The organism is Microbacterium neimengense, assembly GCF_054782995.1.
In genome coordinates this window covers 203363-223569 of record NZ_BAAGRK010000003.1, presented here as the reverse complement: position 1 = coordinate 223569, position 20207 = coordinate 203363, and the positions used below count along the sequence as shown (strand labels likewise).

Below are 20207 nucleotides of genomic sequence, written 5' to 3'. Positions count from 1 at the left end.
CGAATCGTTTCGAGCTCGGCCCGCCTCTCGGCGCCACCCTCTCTTGCGAACTGGTACCCCTGTGTCTGACGTCCCCGCTCCCGACCGCAACGAGACAACCGCCACCGGTTCGGTGCGCGTGCCGCGCCCGGCGACCGGCGCCATCCGCACGCTCGGCTCGAACCCGGCGACCGCCCCCATCGTGCTGCACCCCGGCGATGCCATGCCGACCTGGCGCCGTGTGCTCTACATCGTGCTGCTGGGAGCGCTCACCGCGCTCGGCCCGTTCACGATCGATCTGTACCTGCCGGCGTTCCCGATCCTGGAGGCGGACTTCGACACGACGGCGGCGATGATCCAGTTGACCCTGACGGGGACGACCATCGGATTCGCGCTGGGCCAGCTGGTGGTCGGACCCCTCAGCGACAAGCTCGGGCGCCGCATCCCCCTGCTGGTCGTGACGGGTCTTCACATCGTGGCGAGCGCCGCCGCCGCCTTCGCCCCCGACCTCGTGAGCCTGGGCATCACGCGCGTGCTCATGGGTGCGGGCGCCGCGGCCGGCGGTGTCGTCGCGGCCGCGATCGTGCGCGACCTGTTCGGCGGACGCCGGCTCGTGGTCATGCTGTCGCGCCTGGCACTCGTCTCCGGCGTGGCACCCGTACTGGCGCCGCTCGTGGGCTCCTGGCTGCTGCAGGTCATGCCGTGGCGAGGGATCTTCGTCGTCCTCGCGATCTACGGCGTCGTCATGCTGGTGTCGGCTCTTGTGTTCATCCCCGAGACTCTGCCGCGCGCGCGTCGGCAGGAGCGGGGCGCGACGACGATCTGGCAGCGCTACCGCAGCGTCTTCAGCGACCGCGTCTTCGTGGGCGTGCTCATCATCGGCGGTATGACCTTCAGCGGTCTGTTCTCCTACCTGTCGGCGTCCTCGTTCCTCTTCCAGCAGAGCTACGGCTTCGACGCGCAGCAGTACGGTCTGCTGTTCGCGGCGAACTCGGTGGGCCTCGTGATCGGCGTGCAGACCGCATCCCGACTCGCCGCCCGATTCGGCCCGCAGTGGGTGATGGCGTTCTCGACCGCGGCCCTCGTGGTGACCAGCGCCGCCATCATCGTCGGCGATCAGCTGCACCTGGGCGTGTGGGGAACCGTCGTGCCGCTGTTCCTGTTCATGACCACATGCGGATTCACGTTCCCGTGCGTGCAGGTGCTCGCGCTCGACCGGCACGGCAACGCTGCAGGAACAGCGCAGTCGATCATCGGGGCCACGAACTTCGGTGTCGCCGGCATCATCTCCCCTCTCGTGGGCGGACTCTCCCACGGGGCGCCCATCTCGCCCACGACCATGGCGTCGGTCATGGTCGGCTGCGGCGTGATCGCGGCGCTGTCGCTCTGGCTCATCGTGCGTCCGCGCACCGTCGCCCAACTCGCTCCCTGATACACCATCGCCCCACACTCCGGCGGATACCGGACGCGGGTGCCAGACTGAGGCGATGAACCAGCCCAGTGCGCCCTCCGGTCGAGGCATCCTGTGGATCGGGGGAGGGCTCGTCGCGATCGGGGTGGCGATCGGGGTGTGGATCGCGCTCAGCGGTGACGCACCGTTCGCCATCGACACCGCCTGGAACGATCTGCTCGCCGCGGCCACGTGGCCGTTCCTCACGCAGCTCTCGTTGTTCCTCAACGTCGCCGGGGGCACGCTTGTCGGCTCGCTCGTCGTGCCCGTCGTCGGCGTGGCGCTCCTGATGCTGGCGCGACGCCCCTGGTCCGCCGCGACGCTCGTGATCGCGATCGCGGTGAGCGCTCTCGTCGTGCAGATCCTGAAGAACGTGTTCGCGCGCGGGCGCCCCGCGGACATGACCGTGCTCAGTGACTTCGGCTCGTACCCCTCCGGCCACGTCGCGAACGCCGCCACAGTGGCGACGATGCTCGTCGTGCTGCTCCCGCGGGTGTGGACGATCATCGTCGCAGCGGCCTGGGTGCTGCTCATGGCGTTCAGTCGGACCTACCTGCACGCCCACTGGCTCACCGATGCGATCGGCGGCATCGCCGTCGGCGTGGGTGTCGCGCTGGTGTGCACTGCGCTTCTCGGACGCCGCCTCGAACCCGAGCGCCGTTGAGGCGGCTGTCGCGCTGGGCCTGTCAAGAGCCGGTCTCGGTCGCGGTGGGCGGGCTTACTCTCGCAGCATGACCACGCTCTCCTCGCCCACCGGGCATGAGCCCGCCCTGCGCGCCCAGAACCGCGAGGACGGCTCGGCGCCGCTCGTCTTGGTGCTGGGTGCGACCGGGTACATCGGCGGGCGGCTCACCCCGCGCCTCCTCGCCGCCGGCTATCGGGTGCGCGTGCTCTCCCGTGACGGCGGGCGCGTGCGGGCCCTGTCGTGGGGGAGCGATGTGGAGATCGTCGAGGGCTCCGTCACCGACCCCGAAGCCATGGCCGAGGCCTGCGACGGGGTCGATGTCGTGTACTACCTCGTGCACTCGATGGGGCAGGGCAAGGGATTCGAAGACACCGACCTCGCCGCCGCGCGGACGGTCGCGGATGCGGCGGCCGCCGCATCCGTCTCACGACTCGTCTACTTGGGGGCGCTGCATCCCGAGGGAGTGCCGCTGTCGCCGCACCTCGCGAGCCGGGTCGAGGTCGGCGAGGTGTTCCTCGACAGCCCTGTTCCCACCGCAGTGCTCCAGGCGGGGATCGTCATCGGCTCGGGTTCCGCATCCTTCGAGATGATCCGCCACCTCACCGAGGTGCTGCCGTACATGCCGGCGCCGAAGTGGGTGCGCAACCGCGTCCAGCCGATCGCCGTGCGAGATGTCCTGTACTACCTGCTGGGAGCGGCCCGTCTCGCCCCCGACGTCGACCGCGCGTTCGACATCGGCGGGCCGGATGCCCCCCGCTACGGCCAGATGATGAACGGCTACGCCGTGGAGGCGGGCCTCCCGCAGCGCCCCATCGCCCCCTTGCCCGTGCTGACGCCGGGACTCGCCTCGCACTGGGTCAACGTCGTCACCCCGGTGCCCCGCTCCATCGCGCGACCGCTCATCGCCTCGCTGCAGAACGAGTGCGTCATCAAGGACCGCGCGATCGACGAGGTGATCCCGCCGCCCGAGGGCGGACTCACGTCCTACCGGCGGGCCGTGCAGCTCGCGCTGGGGCGCGTGGATGCCGACGACATCGAGACCAGTTGGCAGGACGCCGAGGTCTCCGGGGTTCCCAGCGATCCGCTGCCGAGCGACCCGGAGTGGGCGGGGCGCACGGTCTACACCGATGCGCGCAGCGCCGTGACGACGGCATCCCCGGAGGACCTGTGGAGCGTCGTGGCGGGTATCGGCGGGGAGAACGGGTGGTACTCCACGCCCATCCTCTGGGCCGTGCGAGGGTGGATGGACCGCGCGGTGGGCGGCGTCGGCCTGCGCCGCGGCCGGCGCAGCCGCACCCGTGTCGCCGTGGGGGACGCGATCGACTTCTGGCGCGTCGAGGCGGTGGAGCCCGGGCGGATGCTGCGCCTGCGCGCCGAGATGAAGGTGCCGGGTCTCGCCTGGCTCGAGTTGTCCGTGACGCCCGAGGGGAGCGGATCGCGCTACGACCAGCGGGCGGTCTTCTTCCCGCGCGGGCTCAGCGGCCGCCTGTACTGGTTCGCGGTGCTGCCGTTCCACGGCTTCGTCTTCCGCGGCATGGCCGAGCACATCATCGCGGCCGCCGAAGCGCCCGAGCTCTGACACGCGTCGTAGGCTGACCGGTATGCGTCTGGCGGCTGTCATCACCGTGTCCGATCGGTCCGCCGCGGGCGTGCGCGAGGATGCATCCGGACCCGTCGCGGTTGAACAGCTGCGCGCCGCAGGGTGGGAGTGCCCGGCGGCTCGTGTCGTCGCGGACGGCGTCGACAGTGTCGAGAGCGCGTTGCGCGGTGCGCTCGCAGAGGGAGCACGGCTGATCGTCACCTCGGGTGGCACGGGGGTCTCACCCCGGGATCAGACGCCCGAAGCGAGCGCGCGCGTCATCGAGCGGCAGCTGCCCGGCATCGCGGAGGAGCTGCGTCGGCGTGGCGGCGAGAGCAAGCCGGCGGCCCTGCTCACCCGTGGCCTGGCAGGAACCGCGCAGGGCGCGTTCATCGTCAACCTGCCGGGCAAGCCGGCAGCGGTCGCGGAGGGGATGCCGCTCATCATCGCCGTCGCCGACCACGTCATCGACCAGCTCGCCGGAGGAGACCACTGATGCCCGTCGTCATCGCCCGCGTGAGCGCCGAGCCGCTCGTTCTCGACGCGCACCTCGTCGCCGTGGACGACGCCGCATCCGGCGCGGTCACCACGTTCGTGGGTCGCGTGCGCGACAACGATCCCGACGCGCGCACCGCGGTCGTGGCGCTCGAGTACTCGGCCCACCCGGATGCGGAGCAGTTTCTGCACCGGATCGCCGAGCAGGCCATCGGCGACACCGGCGCGCTCGTGGCCGTCAGTCATCGCATCGGCCGACTGGAGGTCGGCGATGCCGCGGTCGTCATCGCCGTCGCATCCGGGCACCGCGATGCGGCATTCACCGTGTGCCGCGAGGTGATCGAACAGATCAAGAGAGAACTGCCGGTGTGGAAGCGCCAGGTCGAGTCGGACGGGACGACCGCGTGGAAGGGCTTGGGCGGCTGAGATCAGCCGCCCGCGAAGGGCGGCAGCACGTCGACCAGGGTGTCGGCGTCCAGCGGCGCATCGTCGTCGCGCCGCGCTCCGGCGACGAGCACGGCGCACCGCGGCAGGATGCCGCCGAGCCCCGGGCGCTCCTCGGCCAGGGCGCGTCGGAGCTCTCCGACCGTCGACTCTGCGCGGTGCTCCTCGGCCCGTCCGGCGAGCTCCTCGGCGGCGGCGAAGTATCGGACGTGTGCCATCACGCCTCGCGTTCGGCGACGAGGTCGGCGATCTCGGCGATGGCCCGCCGCACGTCTTCGGCCGAGCCGCCGGCCCGTCCGGCCGCCAGCCCCGCCGCGAAAGTGCTCACCGGAGCTGCGGGGCGCGCCACGCCGCGCGCGACGACGCCCGCGAGATCCAGCACAGCCGAGATGGGCAGGTCCTCGGGCGCGAGTCCCAGACGTTCGGCGATCTGCGCCGCCCACTCATCCAGAGCCTCCGGTGGAAGGTGCTCGCTCATCGGTCCTCCTCCTTCGCGGTGCCGGGCGCGACGGCGCCCGCATCCTGCAGATCCTGCCACGTGTCGATGTCGGCCACGACCTCGTCCGGCGCGCGCACGACAGCGATCGCGAGCTCGGCCATGATCTGACGCACCGGTTGGTCCCTGCCTTCGTCGGCGAGGGATGCGGCTCCGCGTGCCAGGGCCGCGGTGCGGTAGAGCCCCGTCAGCCACTGCGGACGAGAGGAGGCGTCGCCGAGGCAGACGCCGTCGGTGTCGGCCGGTAGCAGCTCTCTGTCCGCCATCAAACGGGCGACGGCCTCCGCGGGGCGGACGAGATCCACCGCCAGAACGAGCGTCCAGGGCGCATCGGCCGCGACCGCCATGGCGGCGTGGAGCGCCGCCGCCGGCCCGGTGCAAGCCGGATCCTCCCGCACCCATCGCACCTCGGCGGGGGCAGGAGCCACCTCGGGCCCGGCGACGATGATGGGCGCAGCTCCTGCGGAGCGTGCGGCGTTGATCGCGCGCTCCAGCAGAGTGGCGCCCTCCAGGCGCACGAGCGGTTTCGGGATGCCGTCCAGTCGCACGGCTCGCCCGCCCGCCAGGATGATCGCCTGCAGGTCGGTCATGCCTCGCCCGGACGCTCCCAGATGCCGGACTTGCCGCCCTCCTTGCGGACGATCCGCACGTTCTCGATCGAGGGGGATTTGTCGATCGCCTTGACCATGTCGATGACGGTCAGCGCGGCCACGCTCACCGCCGTGAGTGCTTCCATCTCCACGCCGGTGCGATCGGCCGTGCGCACGGTCGCCTCGATCTCGACACCGGCGGCCACCACCACGAGGTCGACGACTGCTCCGTGCACTCCGATCACGTGCGCGAGCGGGAGCAGCTCAGGGGTGCGCTTGGCCGCCTGGATGCCGGCGATCCGGGCCACGGCGAGCACGTCCCCCTTAGGGACGGAGCCGTCGCGCAACGCCGCCACGATCTCGGCGGAGGTGCGCACGAAACCCCGGGCCGTCGCCGAACGGACGGTGGGCTGCTTGGCGGTGACGTCGACCATGCGGGCGTGGCCGGCCGCATCCAGGTGGGTGAAGCTCATGAGATCAGCATGACATCGACGAGATCGCCCTCGCGGACCTCCTCGACCTCCGCGGGCACGACGGCGTAGGCCTCGGCGCGCGCGAGGCCTCCGGCGAGGTGCGAGCCGGAACCGCCCGCGGTGGCAGGGCCCACGCGCCAGGCGGCGGGGTCGGATCGGTCGATCGCGGCGGGCAGGTACTGGCGCCGACCGGGCGGCGTGCGCCATCCGGTGGACGCGGGCAGGCGGATGAGGTCGCGGTGCAGCGTGGTGCGGCCGAGCATCTGCAGTAGCGCCGGTCGCACGAACACCTCGAACGAGACCGCGGACGAGACGGGATTGCCCGGCAGCGCGAACAGGAGGGGTCCTGCGGCGAGGCGTCCGAAACCCTGCGGCTTGCCCGGCTGCATGGCGATCTTGGGGAAGTCGATGTCGCCGCTGAGCGCGTTCTTGACCACCTCGTACGCCCCCGCACTGACGCCGCCGGAGGTGATGACGACGTCCGCGCCGGCTGCCTGCGCGTCGCGAAGGACCTCGAGCAGCGACGTGTCCGTGTCGTCGACGCTCGTGCGCAGGACGATGTCGGTGCCCGCAGCCACCGCGAGGTTCGCCAGCAGGATGCTGTTCGACTCGGGGATCTGGCCGCGTCTCAGGGGGAGACCAGGAGCGACGAGCTCGTCGCCGGTCGACACGACCGCGACGCGCGGGACCCGTGTCACCTCGACCTCGCCGACACCCGCCGCCGCGGCGGCCGCGATCTGCAGCGGACCGAGCAGGACACCGGCATCGATCACCACATCGCCGGCGGAGAGGTCGGAGGCGCGTCGTCGCACGTGTGCGCCGGATGCGGGCGGGGCGATGAGTACGGCGATCTCGCCCAGCGAATCGTCGAGACCACCCGCGGTGTGCTCGAACGGCACGATGGTGTCGGCGGCGGCGGGCACGGGGGAGCCCGTCATGATGCGCGCGGCCTCACCGGGCCGCAGGTCGGGGTCGAGGGCGGTGCCGGCGGGAAGGTCGGCGACGACGCGCAACCTGCTCGGCTCGGCCTCCGTTGCGGCTCTGACGTCGGTGAAACGCACGGCGAAACCGTCCATCGCGGAGTTCTCGAAGACGGGGATGTCGACGCCGGCGCGCACCGGCGCGGCGGTCGTGCGACCGGCCGCGGACGTGAGAGCGATCCGCTCGGCGGGCAGGGCCACCGCCTCGGCGAGCACGAGGGCGAGCTGCTCCTCGACGGTGCGGATGCTCACGCGCGGCCCCTGCTCCACGCATCCATACCGCCGGCGAGCACCACCACGTCGGCCCCCGCCGCGGCGAGGGCGCGGGCGGCGCGGTGTGCCCGCATCCCGGCCTTGCAGACCACCGCGTAGGGGCCGGCACCGAGCGCAGCGGGATCCTCGAGGACCGTCGCCAGCGGCACGAGCCGGGCGTCGGGAACCGTGCCCAGGTCCGTCTCTGCGGGCTCGCGCACATCCAGCACGGTGACACCGGCGGCGCGGCGCGCATCGAACTCCGCGGTGTCGATCTCGGCGATCTCGGGAAGCGGATCGGGTGCAGGTATCGGGCTCTGCCCGCTCGGGCGCAGCGGAACTTCGCGGACGCGTGCGGTGAGGGCGTCGACCAGCAGGATGCGGCCGAGCAACGGCTCACCGATGCCGGTAAGGAGCTTGACGGCTTCGATCGCGAGCATTCCGCCGACCTGTACGCACAGGGCCCCGAGGACACCGACCTGAGAGCAGGAGGGCACCTCGCCCACCGTCTCCGGCGGGTACAGGTCTGCCAGCACGACCGGGGCGACGCCGTTCGGCGGCGCCGACCAGAACACGGTCACCTGGCCCGCGAACTCCTGCACGGTTCCCCACACGAGCGGGATGCCGCGCCGCTCGCACGCGGTGGCGACGGCCGCACGGGTCGCGAAGGTGTCGCTGCCGTCGATGACCAGGTGCGCATCGGCGAGCAGGTCGTCGGCGTTGGTCTCGTCGATGCGCGCGCGGATTCCGGTGACCACGGTGGCCGAGCCGAGATCGGCCGCCGCGCGACGGGCGCTGTCGATCTTCGGGGCGCCCACATCCTCGACGCGGTGGAGCACCTGACGCTGCAGGTTGGTGAGCTCCACCTCGTCGTCGTCGATGACGATGAGCTCGCCCACACCGGCGGCGGCCAGCGCGAGCACCACCGGAGAGCCGAGTCCCCCGACTCCGATGACGGCGACGCGGCCGGCGGCGAGACGACGTTGACCGAGTTCGCCGAACCCAGCGAGGACGGCATGGCGTGCGGTGCGCGCGCGCTCGGACTCCGACAGCGCGGCAACCGGCTCGACGAGCGCGGGCAGGGGCATGCCCCCAGGGTAGTCGCGGCCGGCGGGCATCGGATCGGGCGGGGTCATCTGCGACTCCGCATCCTCAGGACTCGACACTCACCCTCGTGACGGCGTCGTCGGCGCCGAAGTGAACGGCCGGCCAGTATCCGTCCAGGAAGTGTCGACCGCACGTGTCGTTGAAGTGAACCGTGACGGTGCCGTCGGGGAAGATCACGATCTGCTCGGCGTTGAGGTCGGCAGCGGCCTCGTCGAGCTCGTCCTGCGTCGGGCCTTCCGTGCGGAACTCGACGACCACCGCGTCGGTGGCCGCTCGGTCCCACCGCGCGCGAAGAGACAGGAAGTCCTCGAGGCGGTTCACAAGCGTTGCGGCGATTGTCGCGTCGCCCGTCTCGAGCGTGAGGTGAGGGTCGCCGGCGACCGAGAACCGTTCGAAGAGCCTGACCTCGCCGTCGATCGACGTCACGGAATCGCGGGTGAAGACACCCCACGGGGAGGGCAGGCTCTCTAGGTCGTCGGACATACGCTCAGGCCTCGTCCCGATGGTGAGCTCCGGCTCGATCCCCGCGGGCACGGGGAACCAGGCGAGGAACGTGACACCCTCGTCGGTGGCATCGAAGCGCGTGATCGTCGATCGTCAACGAGCTCACAATGGAGCGTGTGACAGATGACTCGGCCATGCCTCGATCATGCGAGCGGCGAGGCGGGGAGTTGTGCAGTCGCGAATGAGGAATATTCCGATACCAATGACCGCGAATGCGGATACTGTCGTGTGTATGCGCTCCTTCAAGGTGTCCCATGCCGCTCGGCTGCTCGGGGTCAGCGACGACACCGTCCGGCGATGGATCGACCAGGGCATCCTGCCGACGACCGACACGAGCCCGGTCGAGATCCCCGGCGCCGCGCTCGCCGCGCGGGCGAGCGAGATTGCCGCCGCATCCGACGATCCGAGCGATCTGCTCTCGAGTGCCCGCAACCGCTTCGTGGGCCTCGTCACGCGGGTGCAGATCGACGGCGTGATGGCCCAGGTCGACATCCAGGCCGGCCCTCACCGCGTCGTCTCGCTCATGACGGCCGAGTCGGCCCGGGACCTCGCGCTCGAGCCCGGGTCTCTCGCCGTCGCCGTCGTCAAGGCGACCACCGTCATCGTCGAGACCCCGAAGGACTGACGTGCCCGCTCGCCGCTTCTCGCTCATCGGTGTCGTCGCCGCCGGTGCCCTCCTGCTCGCCGGCTGCGCTGGAGCCGCAACGCCGACGGCCGACCCCAGCGCGTCCGCCACGGCGGAGCTGACCGGAACGCTCACAATTTCCGCCGCTGCGTCTCTGAGCGTCGCGTTCGACGAGATCGCCCAGAGCTTCGAGGCGGAGTACCCGGGCGTGCAGATCCAGCCCATCTCGTACGACGGCTCGTCGACCCTCGCGACCCAGATCATCGGCGGCGCGCTCGTCGACGTGTTCGCCTCGGCGGACGAGAACAACATGGAGAAGGTGGTCGATGCGGGACTCGCTCACGGCCCGCAGGTCTTCGCCACGAACACGCTCGTCATCGCCGTGCCCGAAGGAAACCCGGCCGGCATCGAATCGCTCGCCGACCTCGCGAAGCCCGGAGCCACCGTCGTCCTGTGCGCGCCGGAAGTGCCGTGCGGCGCCGCATCCCAGAAGCTGCTGAGCGCGGCGGGTGTCAGCGTCACCCCGGTCAGCCAGGAGCAGAACGTGACCGCGGTGCTGACGAAGGTCGCCGCCGGCGAGGCCGACGCGGGCCTGGTCTACGCGACCGATGTCAAGGGCCGCGACGACGTGGACTCGCTCACGCCCGAGGGAGCGGGATCCGTCGTCAACCGGTACCCGATCGTCGCGCTGACGGATGCTCCGGATGCGGCGGCCGCCGCCGCCTTCGTGGCCTATGTGCGTGGTGAGCGCGGCCAGGAGATCCTCGCCGCGCACGGCTTCGGCGCGCCGTGAGCGGAGCGCCCGGCGGTCACCTGCCTCGCTCGCTCGCCATCCCGGCTGCGGTCGGGCTCGCATTCCTGCTGCTGCCTCTGCTCGCGCTGATCGCCCGTGTCGACTGGTCCACCTTCCTCTCGGACATCACCTCGCCGGCTGCGCTGAGCGCGCTCACGCTGTCGCTGGGCACGGGGGCCGCCGCCACGGCCGTCTGCGTCGTCGTCGGTGTGCCGCTCGCGCTGCTCATCGCCCGTGCGGCTCCCCGCACCGCCGCCGTGCTGCGCGCACTCGTGACGGTGCCTCTCGTGCTCCCTCCGATGGTCGGCGGTGTCGCCCTGCTGTACCTGTTCGGTCGCAACGGGGTGCTCGGCGACGCCCTCGGTGCGATCGGGGTGCGCGTTCCGTTCACGACGACGGCCGTCGTCCTGGCGCAGGTCTTCGTCGCGCTCCCGTTCCTCGTGCTGGCGGTGGAAGGATCCCTGCGCGCCATCGGAACGGGCTACGAGCGAGCGGCCGCATCCCTCGGCGCCGGCCGGTGGACGGTGCTGCGCCGCGTCACCCTTCCGCTCGCCGCTCCCGGGCTCGTCGCCGGCGTCGTGCTCTGCTTCGCGCGGGCGATCGGCGAGTTCGGGGCGACGGCGCTGTTCGCCGGCAACGCGCCGGGCGTGACCCAGACCATGCCGCTGGCGATCTACACGGCGTTCAACGGGGCCGGTGTGTCGCAGGGCACCGCCGTCGCGTTGTCGCTGCTGCTGCTGGCGACCGCGGTGCTCGTTCTGCTGCTCGTGCGCGCCTGGCGCCCGGGGGCCGTGCGATGACCGCGGTCCACGCCCGCATCCACGTCTCGCGGGCGGGATTCGACCTGGATGTTCCCCTCTCGGTGGCGTCCGGTGAGACCATGGCGATCATGGGGCCGAGCGGTGCCGGCAAGTCCACGCTCCTGGACGCGCTCGCCGGTCTCGTGCCGCTGAGCGACGGGCGGATCCTCCTCGACGGGGAAGAGGTCTCGACGCCGCGGTTCCAGCTCGCCCCCGCCCGGCGGGGAACCGTGCTGCTCGGGCAGGACCCCCATCTGTTCCCGCACCTGAGCGCGCGCGAGAACGTGGCGTTCGGACCCCGCGCCGCCGGGACACCCGCTCGCGCCGCGCGGTCGCTGGCGGCGGACTGGCTGGCGCGGGTGGGACTGGCGGATGCGGGGGACCGGCGACCCGCGGACCTGTCCGGGGGACAGCAGCAGCGCGTCGCGATCGCGCGGGCGCTCGCCGCATCCCCTCGGCTCGTGCTGCTCGACGAGCCGCTGACCTCGCTCGATCCGGTGACGGCGGACGGCATCCGCGCGCTGCTGGCCGAGCACCTCGTGGGACGGACGTGCGTGTTGGTGACGCACGACGCGGTGGATGCGGTGGCCTTCGCCGATCGCGTCGCGGTGGTCGAGGCGGGCCGGCTCACCCAGGAGGGCGCGGTGCGCGACGTCCTCGGCGCGCCGGCGACGGCGTTCGTCGCCTCGCTGGCCGGACTCAACCGTGCGGTCGGCACCCCCGCATCCGGCGGAGTCCTGGTGGACGGGGCGCTGATCGAGGGGCGCGGCGTCCGTCATGGGGCGCCGGTCGGAGCCGCGGTGTTCCGTCCCGCCGACGTGCGAATCGCCGCCGCCGGCGAGCCCGCATCGTGGTCGACCCGCGTCGTACGCGTCGAACCCACGATCGCGGGCGCGCGCGTGCACACCGCGACGGGCGGGATCGCGGTCGATGTGTCGCTCGACGAGCTCGCAGCGCACGGCCTGCGTCCGGGGGCGGAGGTCACCCTCTCCGTCGACCCCGAGCGCGTGCGGCTGCTGCCCGCCTGATCCGGCTCCGGTGTCTCCGGCCGTCGGCGGGACGGGAGGTACGCTCGGCGCATGGGTGTCATCCGTCCGTTCCGACCGGGTGACGAAGCCGCTCTGGCGGCGGTCTGTCTCGCGACGGCGGTCGCGGGCTCCGACGGCACGGGGATCCTGAGCGACGACGGCCTCTGGGCCGACCTGTACTTGTCGCCGTACCTCGAGCGGCATCCCGATCTCGCCTTCGTCGCGGAGGACGTGCAAGGCCGCCCGGCCGGCTACATCGTCGCCACCGATGACACGATCGCCTTCGACGCCTGGTTCGCAGAGCACTGGTGGCCCGCCCACCGTGCGCGCTACGCGAATCCCGACGCGAACCCCCGGCAGCGGGCGATCGTCGCCGAAGCGGATGCGCGCACGGAGCGCAGTGCGCTGCGCACCACCCACCCCGCGCACCTGCACGTCGACCTGCTGCCCGTGCTGCAGGGTCAGGGCACCGGAAGGCGCCTGGTCGCCGCGCTCGTCCAGGCGCTGCGCGAGCGCGGCGTGCGCGGCTTGCACCTGGGCGCGGACGCGCGCAACGCCGGAGCGCTGGCGTTCTACGACCGTCTCGGGTTCGTGCGCGCCACGTCGCCCGAGGGTGCCCAGCTGTTCACCCTCGATCTCTGAGTCAGGCGGATGCCGCCACTCGGCCGTTCTCGAGACGCACTTCCCGGTCCACCAGCCCTTCCGGCGGTGCGACGTGCGAGATGAGCACGACGACGCGGTCCTCATCGACGGCGCTCAGCAGATCGCGCAGAAGCAGATCGGATGCGGCCGGATCCACGCCTGCGGTCGGCTCGTCGAGCACGAGCACGGGGAACCGGGCGAGCAGAGCCCGCGCGAGCGCGATCCGCTGCGCCTGCCCACCGGACACGAGGGCGCCGCGCTCGCCCAGATCGGCGTCGAGGCCGCCCCGCTCGCGCGCCCATTCGGCGAGCCCGACACGCCCCAGCACATCCCAGAGCTCCGCATCGTCCGCGCTGTCGCGGGCGAAGAGCAGGTTCTGGCGGAGCGTCTCGTCGAAGAGGTACGGCGACTGCTCGCAGAGACCGATCGTCCGGCGCAGGTCGTCGCCGGAGATCTCGCGCACCTCCAGGCCACCGATGCGGTAGGAGCCCTCGTAGTCGAGGAAGCGCACGAGAACGTGCGCGAGAGTCGTCTTGCCCGCGCCGCTCGGGCCCGTCACGAGCACACGTTCCCCGGGGCGCACGTGAAGATCGATGTCCGCCAGCCGGCCGGCGTCGTCGACGGATGCGGCCGCGGCGTCGTCCTGGAATGTGCGCGCATCCAGGCGGTCGGGCCAGCGTGCCGAAACGCCCGACAGATGCAGTCCGTCGCCGAGGGGCGGGGCATCTCCTGTCGCTGCCGGCTCGTCACGGGGGAGGCCTTCGGGCACCTCGTCGGGCACGGTCTCTGCCACGCGTTCGGCGGCTGTGCGCACCTGGCGCCACGCGGCGAGGGCCAGTGGAACCGTCCCGAAGACCTCGAACACCGCCATCGGCAGGAGCACGACGACGGCCAGAGCCGGCCCGTCGAAGCCGCCCTGTCCGAGCAGCGCCGCGCACGCGAGGAGGGTGGCCAGCGAGGCGATCCCGGCGACGAGCGACACCGCGCCGGAGGTGAGCCCCTGCGCGCCCGCACGGCGCACCGTGGCCCGGCGCAGCCGCTCGTCGGCCTGACGGATGCGGCTGCGAGCCGCATCCGTGGCATCGAACGCGGTGAGCACGTCGAGAGTCGTCAGCTGGTCGAGGAGCGCGTCGGAAAGGCTCGAGCGCAGCGGTGCGATGCGGTTCTCGGCCCGCGCACCGACCCGCCAGCCCACCCACGCGGCCAGGGCGAACGCGGCGGCGAGGCACACCGCGAGCACGGCGGCGGCGATCGGCTGCAGGAAGGCGGTGAACACGACGCTCGCGACCGAGGCGAGGGTCGCCGTCGCGAGTGGCATGACGACGCGCAGCGGCAGGTTCTGCAGCTCGTCGACGTCGTCGACGAGGCGGGAGAGCAACGCCCCGCGGCGGGTCGTGCCCAGCCCGTCGGGAGCCAGCGGCACGATGCGGCGCACGAGGTCGGCGCGCACGGTCGCGAGGCGTCCGAGCGCGGCATCGTGGCCGCTGAGGCGCTCGAGGTAGCGGAAGACGCCGCGGCCGAGCGCGAAGGCGCGGACAGCCACCACCACCGCGGTGATGTACATGACGGCGGGCTGCTCGGCGGAGCGCGTGATGAGCCAGGCGCTGGCCGCCAGCAGAGCGATCGCGCTGACGGCGGTTCCCGTTCCGGCCGCGAGGGCCCACCAGAAGCTGCGCAGCGGCGGCTGCGCCGACCGGAGGACGTCGGAGGTTCTCACGCCGCGCCCCCTTGCTCCGCGGAACCGAGAGCGGCGGCGGACGACACGGTGATCACGCGGTCGGCGATCGTCCGTGCCGTCGGCCGGTGCGAGACCAGGAGCACCGCGGCGCCTTCGGTGTCGGCCGCGCGGCGCACCGTCTGCCAGAGCTCCGCCTCGGTGTGCGCGTCGAGGGCGCTCGTCGGCTCGTCCAGTGCGAGCACGGGCGTCCCTCGGCGCCGCATCCGGTACAGGGCGCGTGCCACCGCGACGCGCTGCGCCTGGCCGCCCGACAGACCCGCTCCGGACACGCCGAGCACCACGGCGCCGTCGACATCGGCCACCGCGTCCGTCAGGCACCGCGCCACGAGAGCCTCATCGGGGCGGTCGTCGCCGAGGGCGACGTTCTCCGCGACGGTTCCGGTCACGAGTCCCGGCCGCTGCCCTGCCCACGCCAGGATGTCGCGCGCGGCCGCATCCGTCGCCGGCATCCCGGCCACCTCGAGGCGACCCGTGTAGTCGGCGAAGCCGAGGAGGGCGGCGAGGACGCTCGACTTGCCCGCGCCGCTGGGGCCCTCGAGCAGCACGATCTCTCCAGCCGACAGTTCCAGGTCGATCGGGCCGATCTCGCGATCCCCGCGTGGCACGCGCAGCGTGCCAAGGCGAAGCAGAGGCGCATCGGCCGGCACCGGTGTCGCACCATCGTCAACGGGCGAGACCGGCGTCAGGGCGCGGGCGTCGTCCAGAGTTCGGAAGATCTCGTCGGTCGCGGCGACGCCCTCGGCCGCGGCGTGGAACTGCACGCCCACCTGCCGCAACGGCAGATACGCCTCGGGCGCGAGAAGCAGCACGAACAGGCCCACCAGCAGCGGCATCTGCCCGCCCAGCAGGCGGAAGCCGATCTCGACGGCGATGATCGCGACGGAGATGGACGCGAGGAACTCGAGCGCGAAACCGGACAGGAACGAGACGCGCAGCACCGCCATCGTCTCGCGCTTGTAGTCCCCGGTGACGGTCTCGATGCTGCGTGCGGCGCGGTGCTGGCGTCCGAAGACCTTGAGCGTTCCGAGGCCCGCGACGGTATCCGCGAAGCGGGACGCCAGATGCTGCAGAGTGCTGTACTGTCGGCGCTGCACGGTCTGGGTGGCGAGACCGATCAACACCATGAACAGCGGGATGAGCGGCATCGTGAGCACGACGATGAGGCCCGAGAGCGGATCCGAGACGAGGATCGTCACGATCAGGACGGGCATGGTGATCGCGGTGGCGACCAGCTGCGGCAGGTAGCGGCCGAAGTAGGCGTCGAGCGCTTCCAGACCGTGGCCCGCCGTGACCGCGAGCGCCGCACTGTTGCGGCGGGAGAGCCACGCGGGGCCCAGCCGGTCGACCGCGCTCACCAGGGCTGCACGCAGCTGGAGCGACGCCCGCGCCGCGCCCACTGCCGAGGTGCGCTCGGATGCGGCGATCAGCAGTCCGCGCAGGAGCGCGAGCGCCGCGGCACCCCCGAGCGCCGGAAGGAGGGTCTCGACGGGCTCGCCGGCGATCGCGCCGACCAGCGCCGTCGTCAACAGCCACGCGAAGCCGATGATCACACCGGTCTGCGCGAGCACGATCGCGGAGGTGATCAACAGGAAGTGGCGCGACGCGGAGCTGTATCGCAGCAGCCGCGGATCGATCGGGCGATTGCTGCCCGACGCGCGGGTGGCGGCGTCCGTACTCACTCTTCGATCCTGCCTCATATGCCGTCGGACCGGCCGATGCCCGGGAGCATCCGCCGGTCCGACGGGGTGTGCCCTCATCCGCTCCGAAGGGGAGGAGCGGATGGGAGCAGTCAGTGGACGACCGCCGCGGCCTTCTCGATCCGCGAGCGCATCACGCGCTTGCGGAAGACCCAGTACGTCCAGCCCTGGTAGAGCAGCACGAGCGGCAGGAAGACCACCGCGGCCCAGGTCATGATCGTGAGGGTGTAGTCGGTGCTCGAGGCGTTCTCGATCGTCAGGGTGCCCGCGGGGTCCGTCGAGGACGGCATGACGTTCGGGAAGAGCGCGAGCCACAGCGTCAGTACGGCGAACGCCACGGTGCCCGCGCCGAACGCGAACGCCCATCCCTCGCGGTCGGTCGCGTTGGCCAACACGGACGCGATCAGCAGCACGGCCGCGAGGACGGCGCAGACGATCACGAGCGGCAGAGCGGGAGCCTGGGCGCCCATCGCGTTCACGACCGTCCAGCCGAGGAACGCGGCGGCGACCACGATGGTCAGCAGGCCCGAGGTGCGCGCGAGCTTGCGGGCATCGGTGCGCACCTGGCCGTCGGTCTTCAAAGCGACGAAGTACACGCCGTGGGTGAAGAACAGCAGCAGCGTCGTGACGCCGCCGAGCAGGCCGTAGGGATTCAGGAGCGTCAGCAGCGAGCCGGTGAACTCGTGGTGAGCATCCAGCGGCACGCCCTGCACGATGTTCGCGACCGCCACACCCCACAGCAAGGCCGGAAGGGCGGAGCCGACGACGATCATCGTGTCGAATCCCTTCTTCCACCGCAGCGAGTCACGCTGGTGGCGGTACTCGAACGAGACGCCGCGGGCGATCAGCGCGAGCAGGATGAGCAGCAGCGGCAGGTAGAACCCGCTGAACAGCGTGGCGTACCACTCGGGGAACGCCGCGAACAGGCAGGCGCCGGCGACGATGACCCACGTCTCGTTGAGGTCCCAGACGGGGCCGATCGTGTTGATGATCTGCCGGCGGCCGATGTCGTCCTTGCCGAGGAACGGCAGCGACATCCCGACGCCGAAGTCGAAGCCGTCGAGCACGAAGTATCCGACGAACAGCACGCCGACGATGAAGAACCAGATGTATGCGAGATCCATGGCGAGCTCCTCAGTAGACCGTGGTCATGCGGTGGGCATCGTCGTCGGCGCTCTCGCCGTCCCCGGGTTCGGGGATCGGCTCTGGGCCCTTTCTCGCGGCCTTCAGAATGAGGCCGAACTCCACGACGGCCAGAGCCGCGTAGGTGAGGGTGAAGGCGATCAGCGAGATCAGCACGTTCCACCCCGGAACGCTCGGCGAGACGCCGTCCTGGGTCAGCATCAGACCGAACACGATCCAGGGCTGACGCCCCATCTCGGTGAAGAGCCACCCGACGAGGCTGCCGAACATGGGCAGCGGTGCCGACCAGATCGCCACACGCCACGCCCACTGCGGGACGGCGCGCTTGGCCTTCTTGCGGGTGAGCCAGAGACCGACGACGGAGATCACCGCGGCGAGGCCGCCGAAGCCGATCATCCAGCGGAAGGACCAGTAGGTGATCCAGATCGTGGGGGCGAAGGGCAGGTCGCCGCCGAGTTGGTCGGCGAACACCGGCCAGTTCTGCGTGTACTCCGCGTTCAGGTTGTTGATGCCCTCCACGCAGCCGTCGAGTGTGTGCGTCGAGAGGAACGACAACAGGTACGGCACGCGCAGCGACCAGATCTCGCTCGTCCCGTCGGGGGTGCCGAGCGAGAAGATCGAGAACGAGGCGTCCGCACCGCACGCCGTGTTGTACAGCGCCTCCGCGGCCGCCATCTTCATCGGCTGGGTGGCGACCATCTGAAGGCCCAGGAAGTCGCCGGAGATGGCGGTGCCGGCGAAGGAGATGATGACCGTCCACATTCCGAAGCGCAGAGCGGGACGCATCGCCTCGAAGTGCTGGCCGCGGGCCAGATGCCAGGCGGCGACGGCGACCACGACGGCGGCGGCGAACATGATCGCGGCGAACATCGTGTGCGGGAAGGTCGCGAGCACGACGCGGTTGGTGAGCACCGCGAAGAAGTCGGTCATCTCCGCGCGGGTGCCGTCGGGCGACATGGTGTAGCCGACGGGGTTCTGCATGAAGGAGTTCGCGGCCAGGATGAAGTACGCGGACAGTGTCGCGCCGATCCAGGCGCACCAGATCGTGGCGAGGTGCACGCGCTTCGACAGGCGGTCCCAGCCGAAGATCCACAACCCGATGAAGGTCGCCTCGAAGAAGAAGGCGAGCAGACCCTCGAAGGCGAGGGGAGCGCCGAACACGTCGCCGACGAAGCGCGAGTACGCCGACCAGTTCATGCCGAACTGGAACTCCTGCACGATGCCGGTCACCACGCCCATGGCGAAGTTGATCAGGAAGATCTTGCCGAACAGGCGTGTCAACTGGAGCCACTTGGTCTCGCCGGTGCGCACCCACCAGGTCTGGAAGATCGCGACGATCAGACCCATGCCCAGTGTCAGCGGCACGAACAGGTAGTGGTACAGCGTGGTCAAGCCGAATTGCCAGCGCGCGAGCGCGAGCGGATCAAGAAAATCCATGAGCGTCCCCTTCAGAGCCCTCGCCTCGACTCCCAGCCGCGGGACCGGCCGGATCAGAGGTTGCGGCACAGTGTCGCAGTTCGAAATGAGATGGCCGCAGGGGGCGGCCGTGAATAATGGCGAGGGATTTCCGCGTCGATCCGCGCCGGGGGTCCGAGCGCGGCACGTACCCTCGTGTCATGGGCGATCGAGCGGCGGAGGTCAGAGGATGACGGCGATCCCGCTCCAGCTGCGCCGCACGCCGCCGGTGGATGCAGGGCAGCAGCGGCAGGGGGATCCGCTCGTAGACGCGTTCGGCCGGGTGCATCGGGACCTTCGCATCTCGCTGACCGACCGCTGCTCGTTGCGCTGCACGTACTGCATGCCCGAGCAGGGAAACGAGTGGCTCGCGCGCAACAGCATCCTGACGACCGACGAGATCGAACGCATTGCGCGCATCGCCGCCGCCGACGGGATCAGCACGTTCCGCCTGACCGGCGGTGAGCCGCTGCTTCGCCGCGACATCGTGGACGTCGTGGCGCGCCTGTCGCGGATCGAATCCCCCGAGGGACCGGTTGCGATCGCGATGACGACCAACGGGATCCGCCTGCCCGAGCTGCTGCCCGACCTCGTCGAGGCGGGACTCAGTCGGTTGAACATCTCCATCGACACGCTGCGGCGCGACCGCTTCGCGGAGCTCACGCGGCGCGACCGCCTCGAGGAGGTGCGCGAGGCGATCGCCGCGGCCGCCGCATCCGGGCTCCGCCCGCTCAAACTCAACGCCGTCGCGATGCGCGGCGTCAACGACGACGAACTGGTCGACCTGGTCGAGTTCGCGGTCGCGCACGACGCGCAGATGCGCTTCATCGAGCAGATGCCGTTGGATGCGGGTCACACGTGGGACCGGTCGCAGATGGTCACCCGCGAGGAGATCCTCGAGGCGCTCGGCCGCCAGTGGGAGCTGACCCCCGTGCCCGGCCGCGGCGGCGCGCCCGCCGAACGCTGGACGCTCGACGGAGGCCCTCACACGGTGGGTGTCATCGCGTCGGTCACGGCGCCGTTCTGCGGTGACTGCGACCGAATGCGGCTGACCGCCGACGGGCAGCTGCGTAACTGCCTGTTCTCCACGACCGAGTACGACCTCGTTCCCCTGCTGCGCGGGGGTGCGTCCGACGCCCAGGTCGACGCCATGCTGCGCTCGTGCATCGCCGGCAAGCTCGCGGGACACGCCATCGATGACCCCTCGTTCCTGCAGCCGTCGCGGGGAATGAACGCGATCGGCGGCTGAGGG

Annotated in this window: 22 protein-coding genes; 11 read left to right on the top strand and 11 right to left on the bottom strand. The window is 71.3% G+C overall.

Going from position 1 to position 20207, the window contains the following annotated elements; genetic code table 11:
- The first annotated feature begins 61 nt into the window (after positions 1 to 61).
- The 5 genes from ACYVJS_RS03705 to ACYVJS_RS03685 all read left to right on the top strand — a co-directional run bounded on the left by ACYVJS_RS03705 (position 62) and on the right by ACYVJS_RS03685 (position 4614).
- Positions 62 to 1411 carry a multidrug effflux MFS transporter gene (locus ACYVJS_RS03705; RefSeq protein ID WP_460737893.1) on the top strand — a complete coding sequence of 450 codons (1350 nt, stop codon included), beginning with the start codon at positions 62 to 64 and terminating at the stop codon, positions 1409 to 1411.
- A 55-nt stretch (positions 1412 to 1466) separates the two neighbouring features.
- On the top strand, positions 1467 to 2093 hold the full coding sequence (locus tag ACYVJS_RS03700) for a phosphatase PAP2 family protein (RefSeq protein WP_460737891.1): 627 nt from the start codon (positions 1467 to 1469) through the stop codon (positions 2091 to 2093).
- Positions 2094 to 2160: 67 nt separating this feature from the next.
- Positions 2161 to 3693, top strand: coding sequence for an SDR family oxidoreductase (locus ACYVJS_RS03695; RefSeq protein ID WP_460737889.1), 1533 nt, complete (start codon positions 2161 to 2163; stop codon positions 3691 to 3693).
- A gap of 22 nt (positions 3694 to 3715) precedes the next feature.
- Positions 3716 to 4189 carry a MogA/MoaB family molybdenum cofactor biosynthesis protein gene (locus tag ACYVJS_RS03690; RefSeq protein ID WP_460737887.1) on the top strand — a complete coding sequence of 158 codons (474 nt, stop codon included), beginning with the start codon at positions 3716 to 3718 and terminating at the stop codon, positions 4187 to 4189.
- Positions 4186 to 4614: a molybdenum cofactor biosynthesis protein MoaE gene (locus tag ACYVJS_RS03685; protein WP_460739856.1), complete on the top strand. Its 429-nt coding sequence runs from the start codon at positions 4186 to 4188 to the stop codon at positions 4612 to 4614. Before ACYVJS_RS03690 ends, ACYVJS_RS03685 begins: the two co-directional genes overlap by 4 nt.
- A 2-nt stretch (positions 4615 to 4616) precedes the next feature.
- Here ACYVJS_RS03685 and ACYVJS_RS03680 read toward each other — a convergent pair whose 3' ends face one another.
- The 7 genes from ACYVJS_RS03680 to ACYVJS_RS03650 form a co-directional block, all read right to left on the bottom strand.
- On the bottom strand, positions 4617 to 4850 hold the full coding sequence (locus ACYVJS_RS03680; protein ID WP_460737885.1) for a MoaD/ThiS family protein: 234 nt from the start codon (positions 4848 to 4850) through the stop codon (positions 4617 to 4619).
- Positions 4850 to 5110, bottom strand: coding sequence for a DUF6457 domain-containing protein (locus tag ACYVJS_RS03675; RefSeq protein WP_460737883.1), 261 nt, complete (start codon positions 5108 to 5110; stop codon positions 4850 to 4852). The genes ACYVJS_RS03680 and ACYVJS_RS03675 overlap by 1 nt, the downstream gene beginning before the upstream one ends.
- Positions 5107 to 5718, bottom strand: a complete 612-nt coding sequence (gene mobA, locus ACYVJS_RS03670) for a molybdenum cofactor guanylyltransferase (RefSeq protein ID WP_460737881.1) — start codon at positions 5716 to 5718, stop codon at positions 5107 to 5109. The genes ACYVJS_RS03675 and mobA overlap by 4 nt, the downstream gene beginning before the upstream one ends.
- Positions 5715 to 6191 carry a cyclic pyranopterin monophosphate synthase MoaC gene (moaC, locus tag ACYVJS_RS03665; RefSeq protein WP_460737879.1) on the bottom strand — a complete coding sequence of 159 codons (477 nt, stop codon included), beginning with the start codon at positions 6189 to 6191 and terminating at the stop codon, positions 5715 to 5717. The genes mobA and moaC overlap by 4 nt, the downstream gene beginning before the upstream one ends.
- A complete protein-coding gene (locus tag ACYVJS_RS03660) occupies positions 6188 to 7417 on the bottom strand; it encodes a molybdopterin molybdotransferase MoeA (RefSeq protein ID WP_460739855.1) in 1230 nt (409 codons plus the stop codon). Before ACYVJS_RS03660 ends, moaC begins: the two co-directional genes overlap by 4 nt.
- Positions 7418 to 7419: 2 nt before the next feature.
- The gene (locus ACYVJS_RS03655; protein WP_460737877.1) at positions 7420 to 8511 is read right to left on the bottom strand and encodes a ThiF family adenylyltransferase; all 1092 of its coding nucleotides are present in this window, start codon (positions 8509 to 8511) and stop codon (positions 7420 to 7422) included.
- Positions 8512 to 8575: 64 nt separating this feature from the next.
- A complete protein-coding gene (locus tag ACYVJS_RS03650; RefSeq protein ID WP_460737875.1) occupies positions 8576 to 9013 on the bottom strand; it encodes a hypothetical protein in 438 nt (145 codons plus the stop codon).
- Between the two features lie 253 nt (positions 9014 to 9266).
- Between ACYVJS_RS03650 and ACYVJS_RS03645 the strand changes: the two genes are divergently transcribed.
- The 5 genes from ACYVJS_RS03645 to ACYVJS_RS03625 are packed head-to-tail and all read left to right on the top strand — an operon-like array spanning position 9267 to position 12922.
- Positions 9267 to 9659, top strand: a complete 393-nt coding sequence (locus ACYVJS_RS03645; RefSeq protein WP_460737873.1) for a TOBE domain-containing protein — start codon at positions 9267 to 9269, stop codon at positions 9657 to 9659.
- A gap of 1 nt (position 9660) precedes the next feature.
- A complete protein-coding gene (gene modA / locus ACYVJS_RS03640; RefSeq protein WP_460737871.1) occupies positions 9661 to 10452 on the top strand; it encodes a molybdate ABC transporter substrate-binding protein in 792 nt (263 codons plus the stop codon).
- A complete protein-coding gene (locus ACYVJS_RS03635; RefSeq protein ID WP_460737869.1) occupies positions 10449 to 11252 on the top strand; it encodes an ABC transporter permease in 804 nt (267 codons plus the stop codon). Before modA ends, ACYVJS_RS03635 begins: the two co-directional genes overlap by 4 nt.
- Positions 11249 to 12280: an ABC transporter ATP-binding protein gene (locus ACYVJS_RS03630; protein WP_460737867.1), complete on the top strand. Its 1032-nt coding sequence runs from the start codon at positions 11249 to 11251 to the stop codon at positions 12278 to 12280. The genes ACYVJS_RS03635 and ACYVJS_RS03630 overlap by 4 nt, the downstream gene beginning before the upstream one ends.
- 51 nt (positions 12281 to 12331) lie before the next feature.
- Positions 12332 to 12922 carry a GNAT family N-acetyltransferase gene (locus ACYVJS_RS03625; RefSeq protein WP_460737865.1) on the top strand — a complete coding sequence of 197 codons (591 nt, stop codon included), beginning with the start codon at positions 12332 to 12334 and terminating at the stop codon, positions 12920 to 12922.
- A gap of 1 nt (position 12923) precedes the next feature.
- On the opposite strand, the gene cydC is transcribed toward ACYVJS_RS03625, so the two are convergent.
- The 4 genes from cydC to ACYVJS_RS03605 all read right to left on the bottom strand — a co-directional run bounded on the left by cydC (position 12924) and on the right by ACYVJS_RS03605 (position 18937).
- Positions 12924 to 14639 (bottom strand): thiol reductant ABC exporter subunit CydC, encoded by a 1716-nt coding sequence (gene cydC / locus ACYVJS_RS03620; protein ID WP_460737863.1) that lies wholly within the window; start codon positions 14637 to 14639, stop codon positions 12924 to 12926.
- On the bottom strand, positions 14636 to 16339 hold the full coding sequence (gene cydD, locus ACYVJS_RS03615) for a thiol reductant ABC exporter subunit CydD (RefSeq protein WP_460737861.1): 1704 nt from the start codon (positions 16337 to 16339) through the stop codon (positions 14636 to 14638). The genes cydC and cydD overlap by 4 nt, the downstream gene beginning before the upstream one ends.
- A gap of 110 nt (positions 16340 to 16449) precedes the next feature.
- Positions 16450 to 17481 (bottom strand): cytochrome d ubiquinol oxidase subunit II, encoded by a 1032-nt coding sequence (gene cydB / locus ACYVJS_RS03610; protein WP_460737859.1) that lies wholly within the window; start codon positions 17479 to 17481, stop codon positions 16450 to 16452.
- A gap of 10 nt (positions 17482 to 17491) precedes the next feature.
- Positions 17492 to 18937 (bottom strand): cytochrome ubiquinol oxidase subunit I, encoded by a 1446-nt coding sequence (locus ACYVJS_RS03605; protein ID WP_460737857.1) that lies wholly within the window; start codon positions 18935 to 18937, stop codon positions 17492 to 17494.
- 208 nt (positions 18938 to 19145) lie between these two features.
- On the opposite strand from ACYVJS_RS03605, the gene moaA reads away from it, so the two are divergent.
- Entirely contained in the window at positions 19146 to 20204 is a 1059-nt protein-coding gene (gene moaA / locus ACYVJS_RS03600) for a GTP 3',8-cyclase MoaA (RefSeq protein WP_460737855.1), read from the top strand.
- The last annotated feature ends 3 nt before the right edge of the window (positions 20205 to 20207 follow it).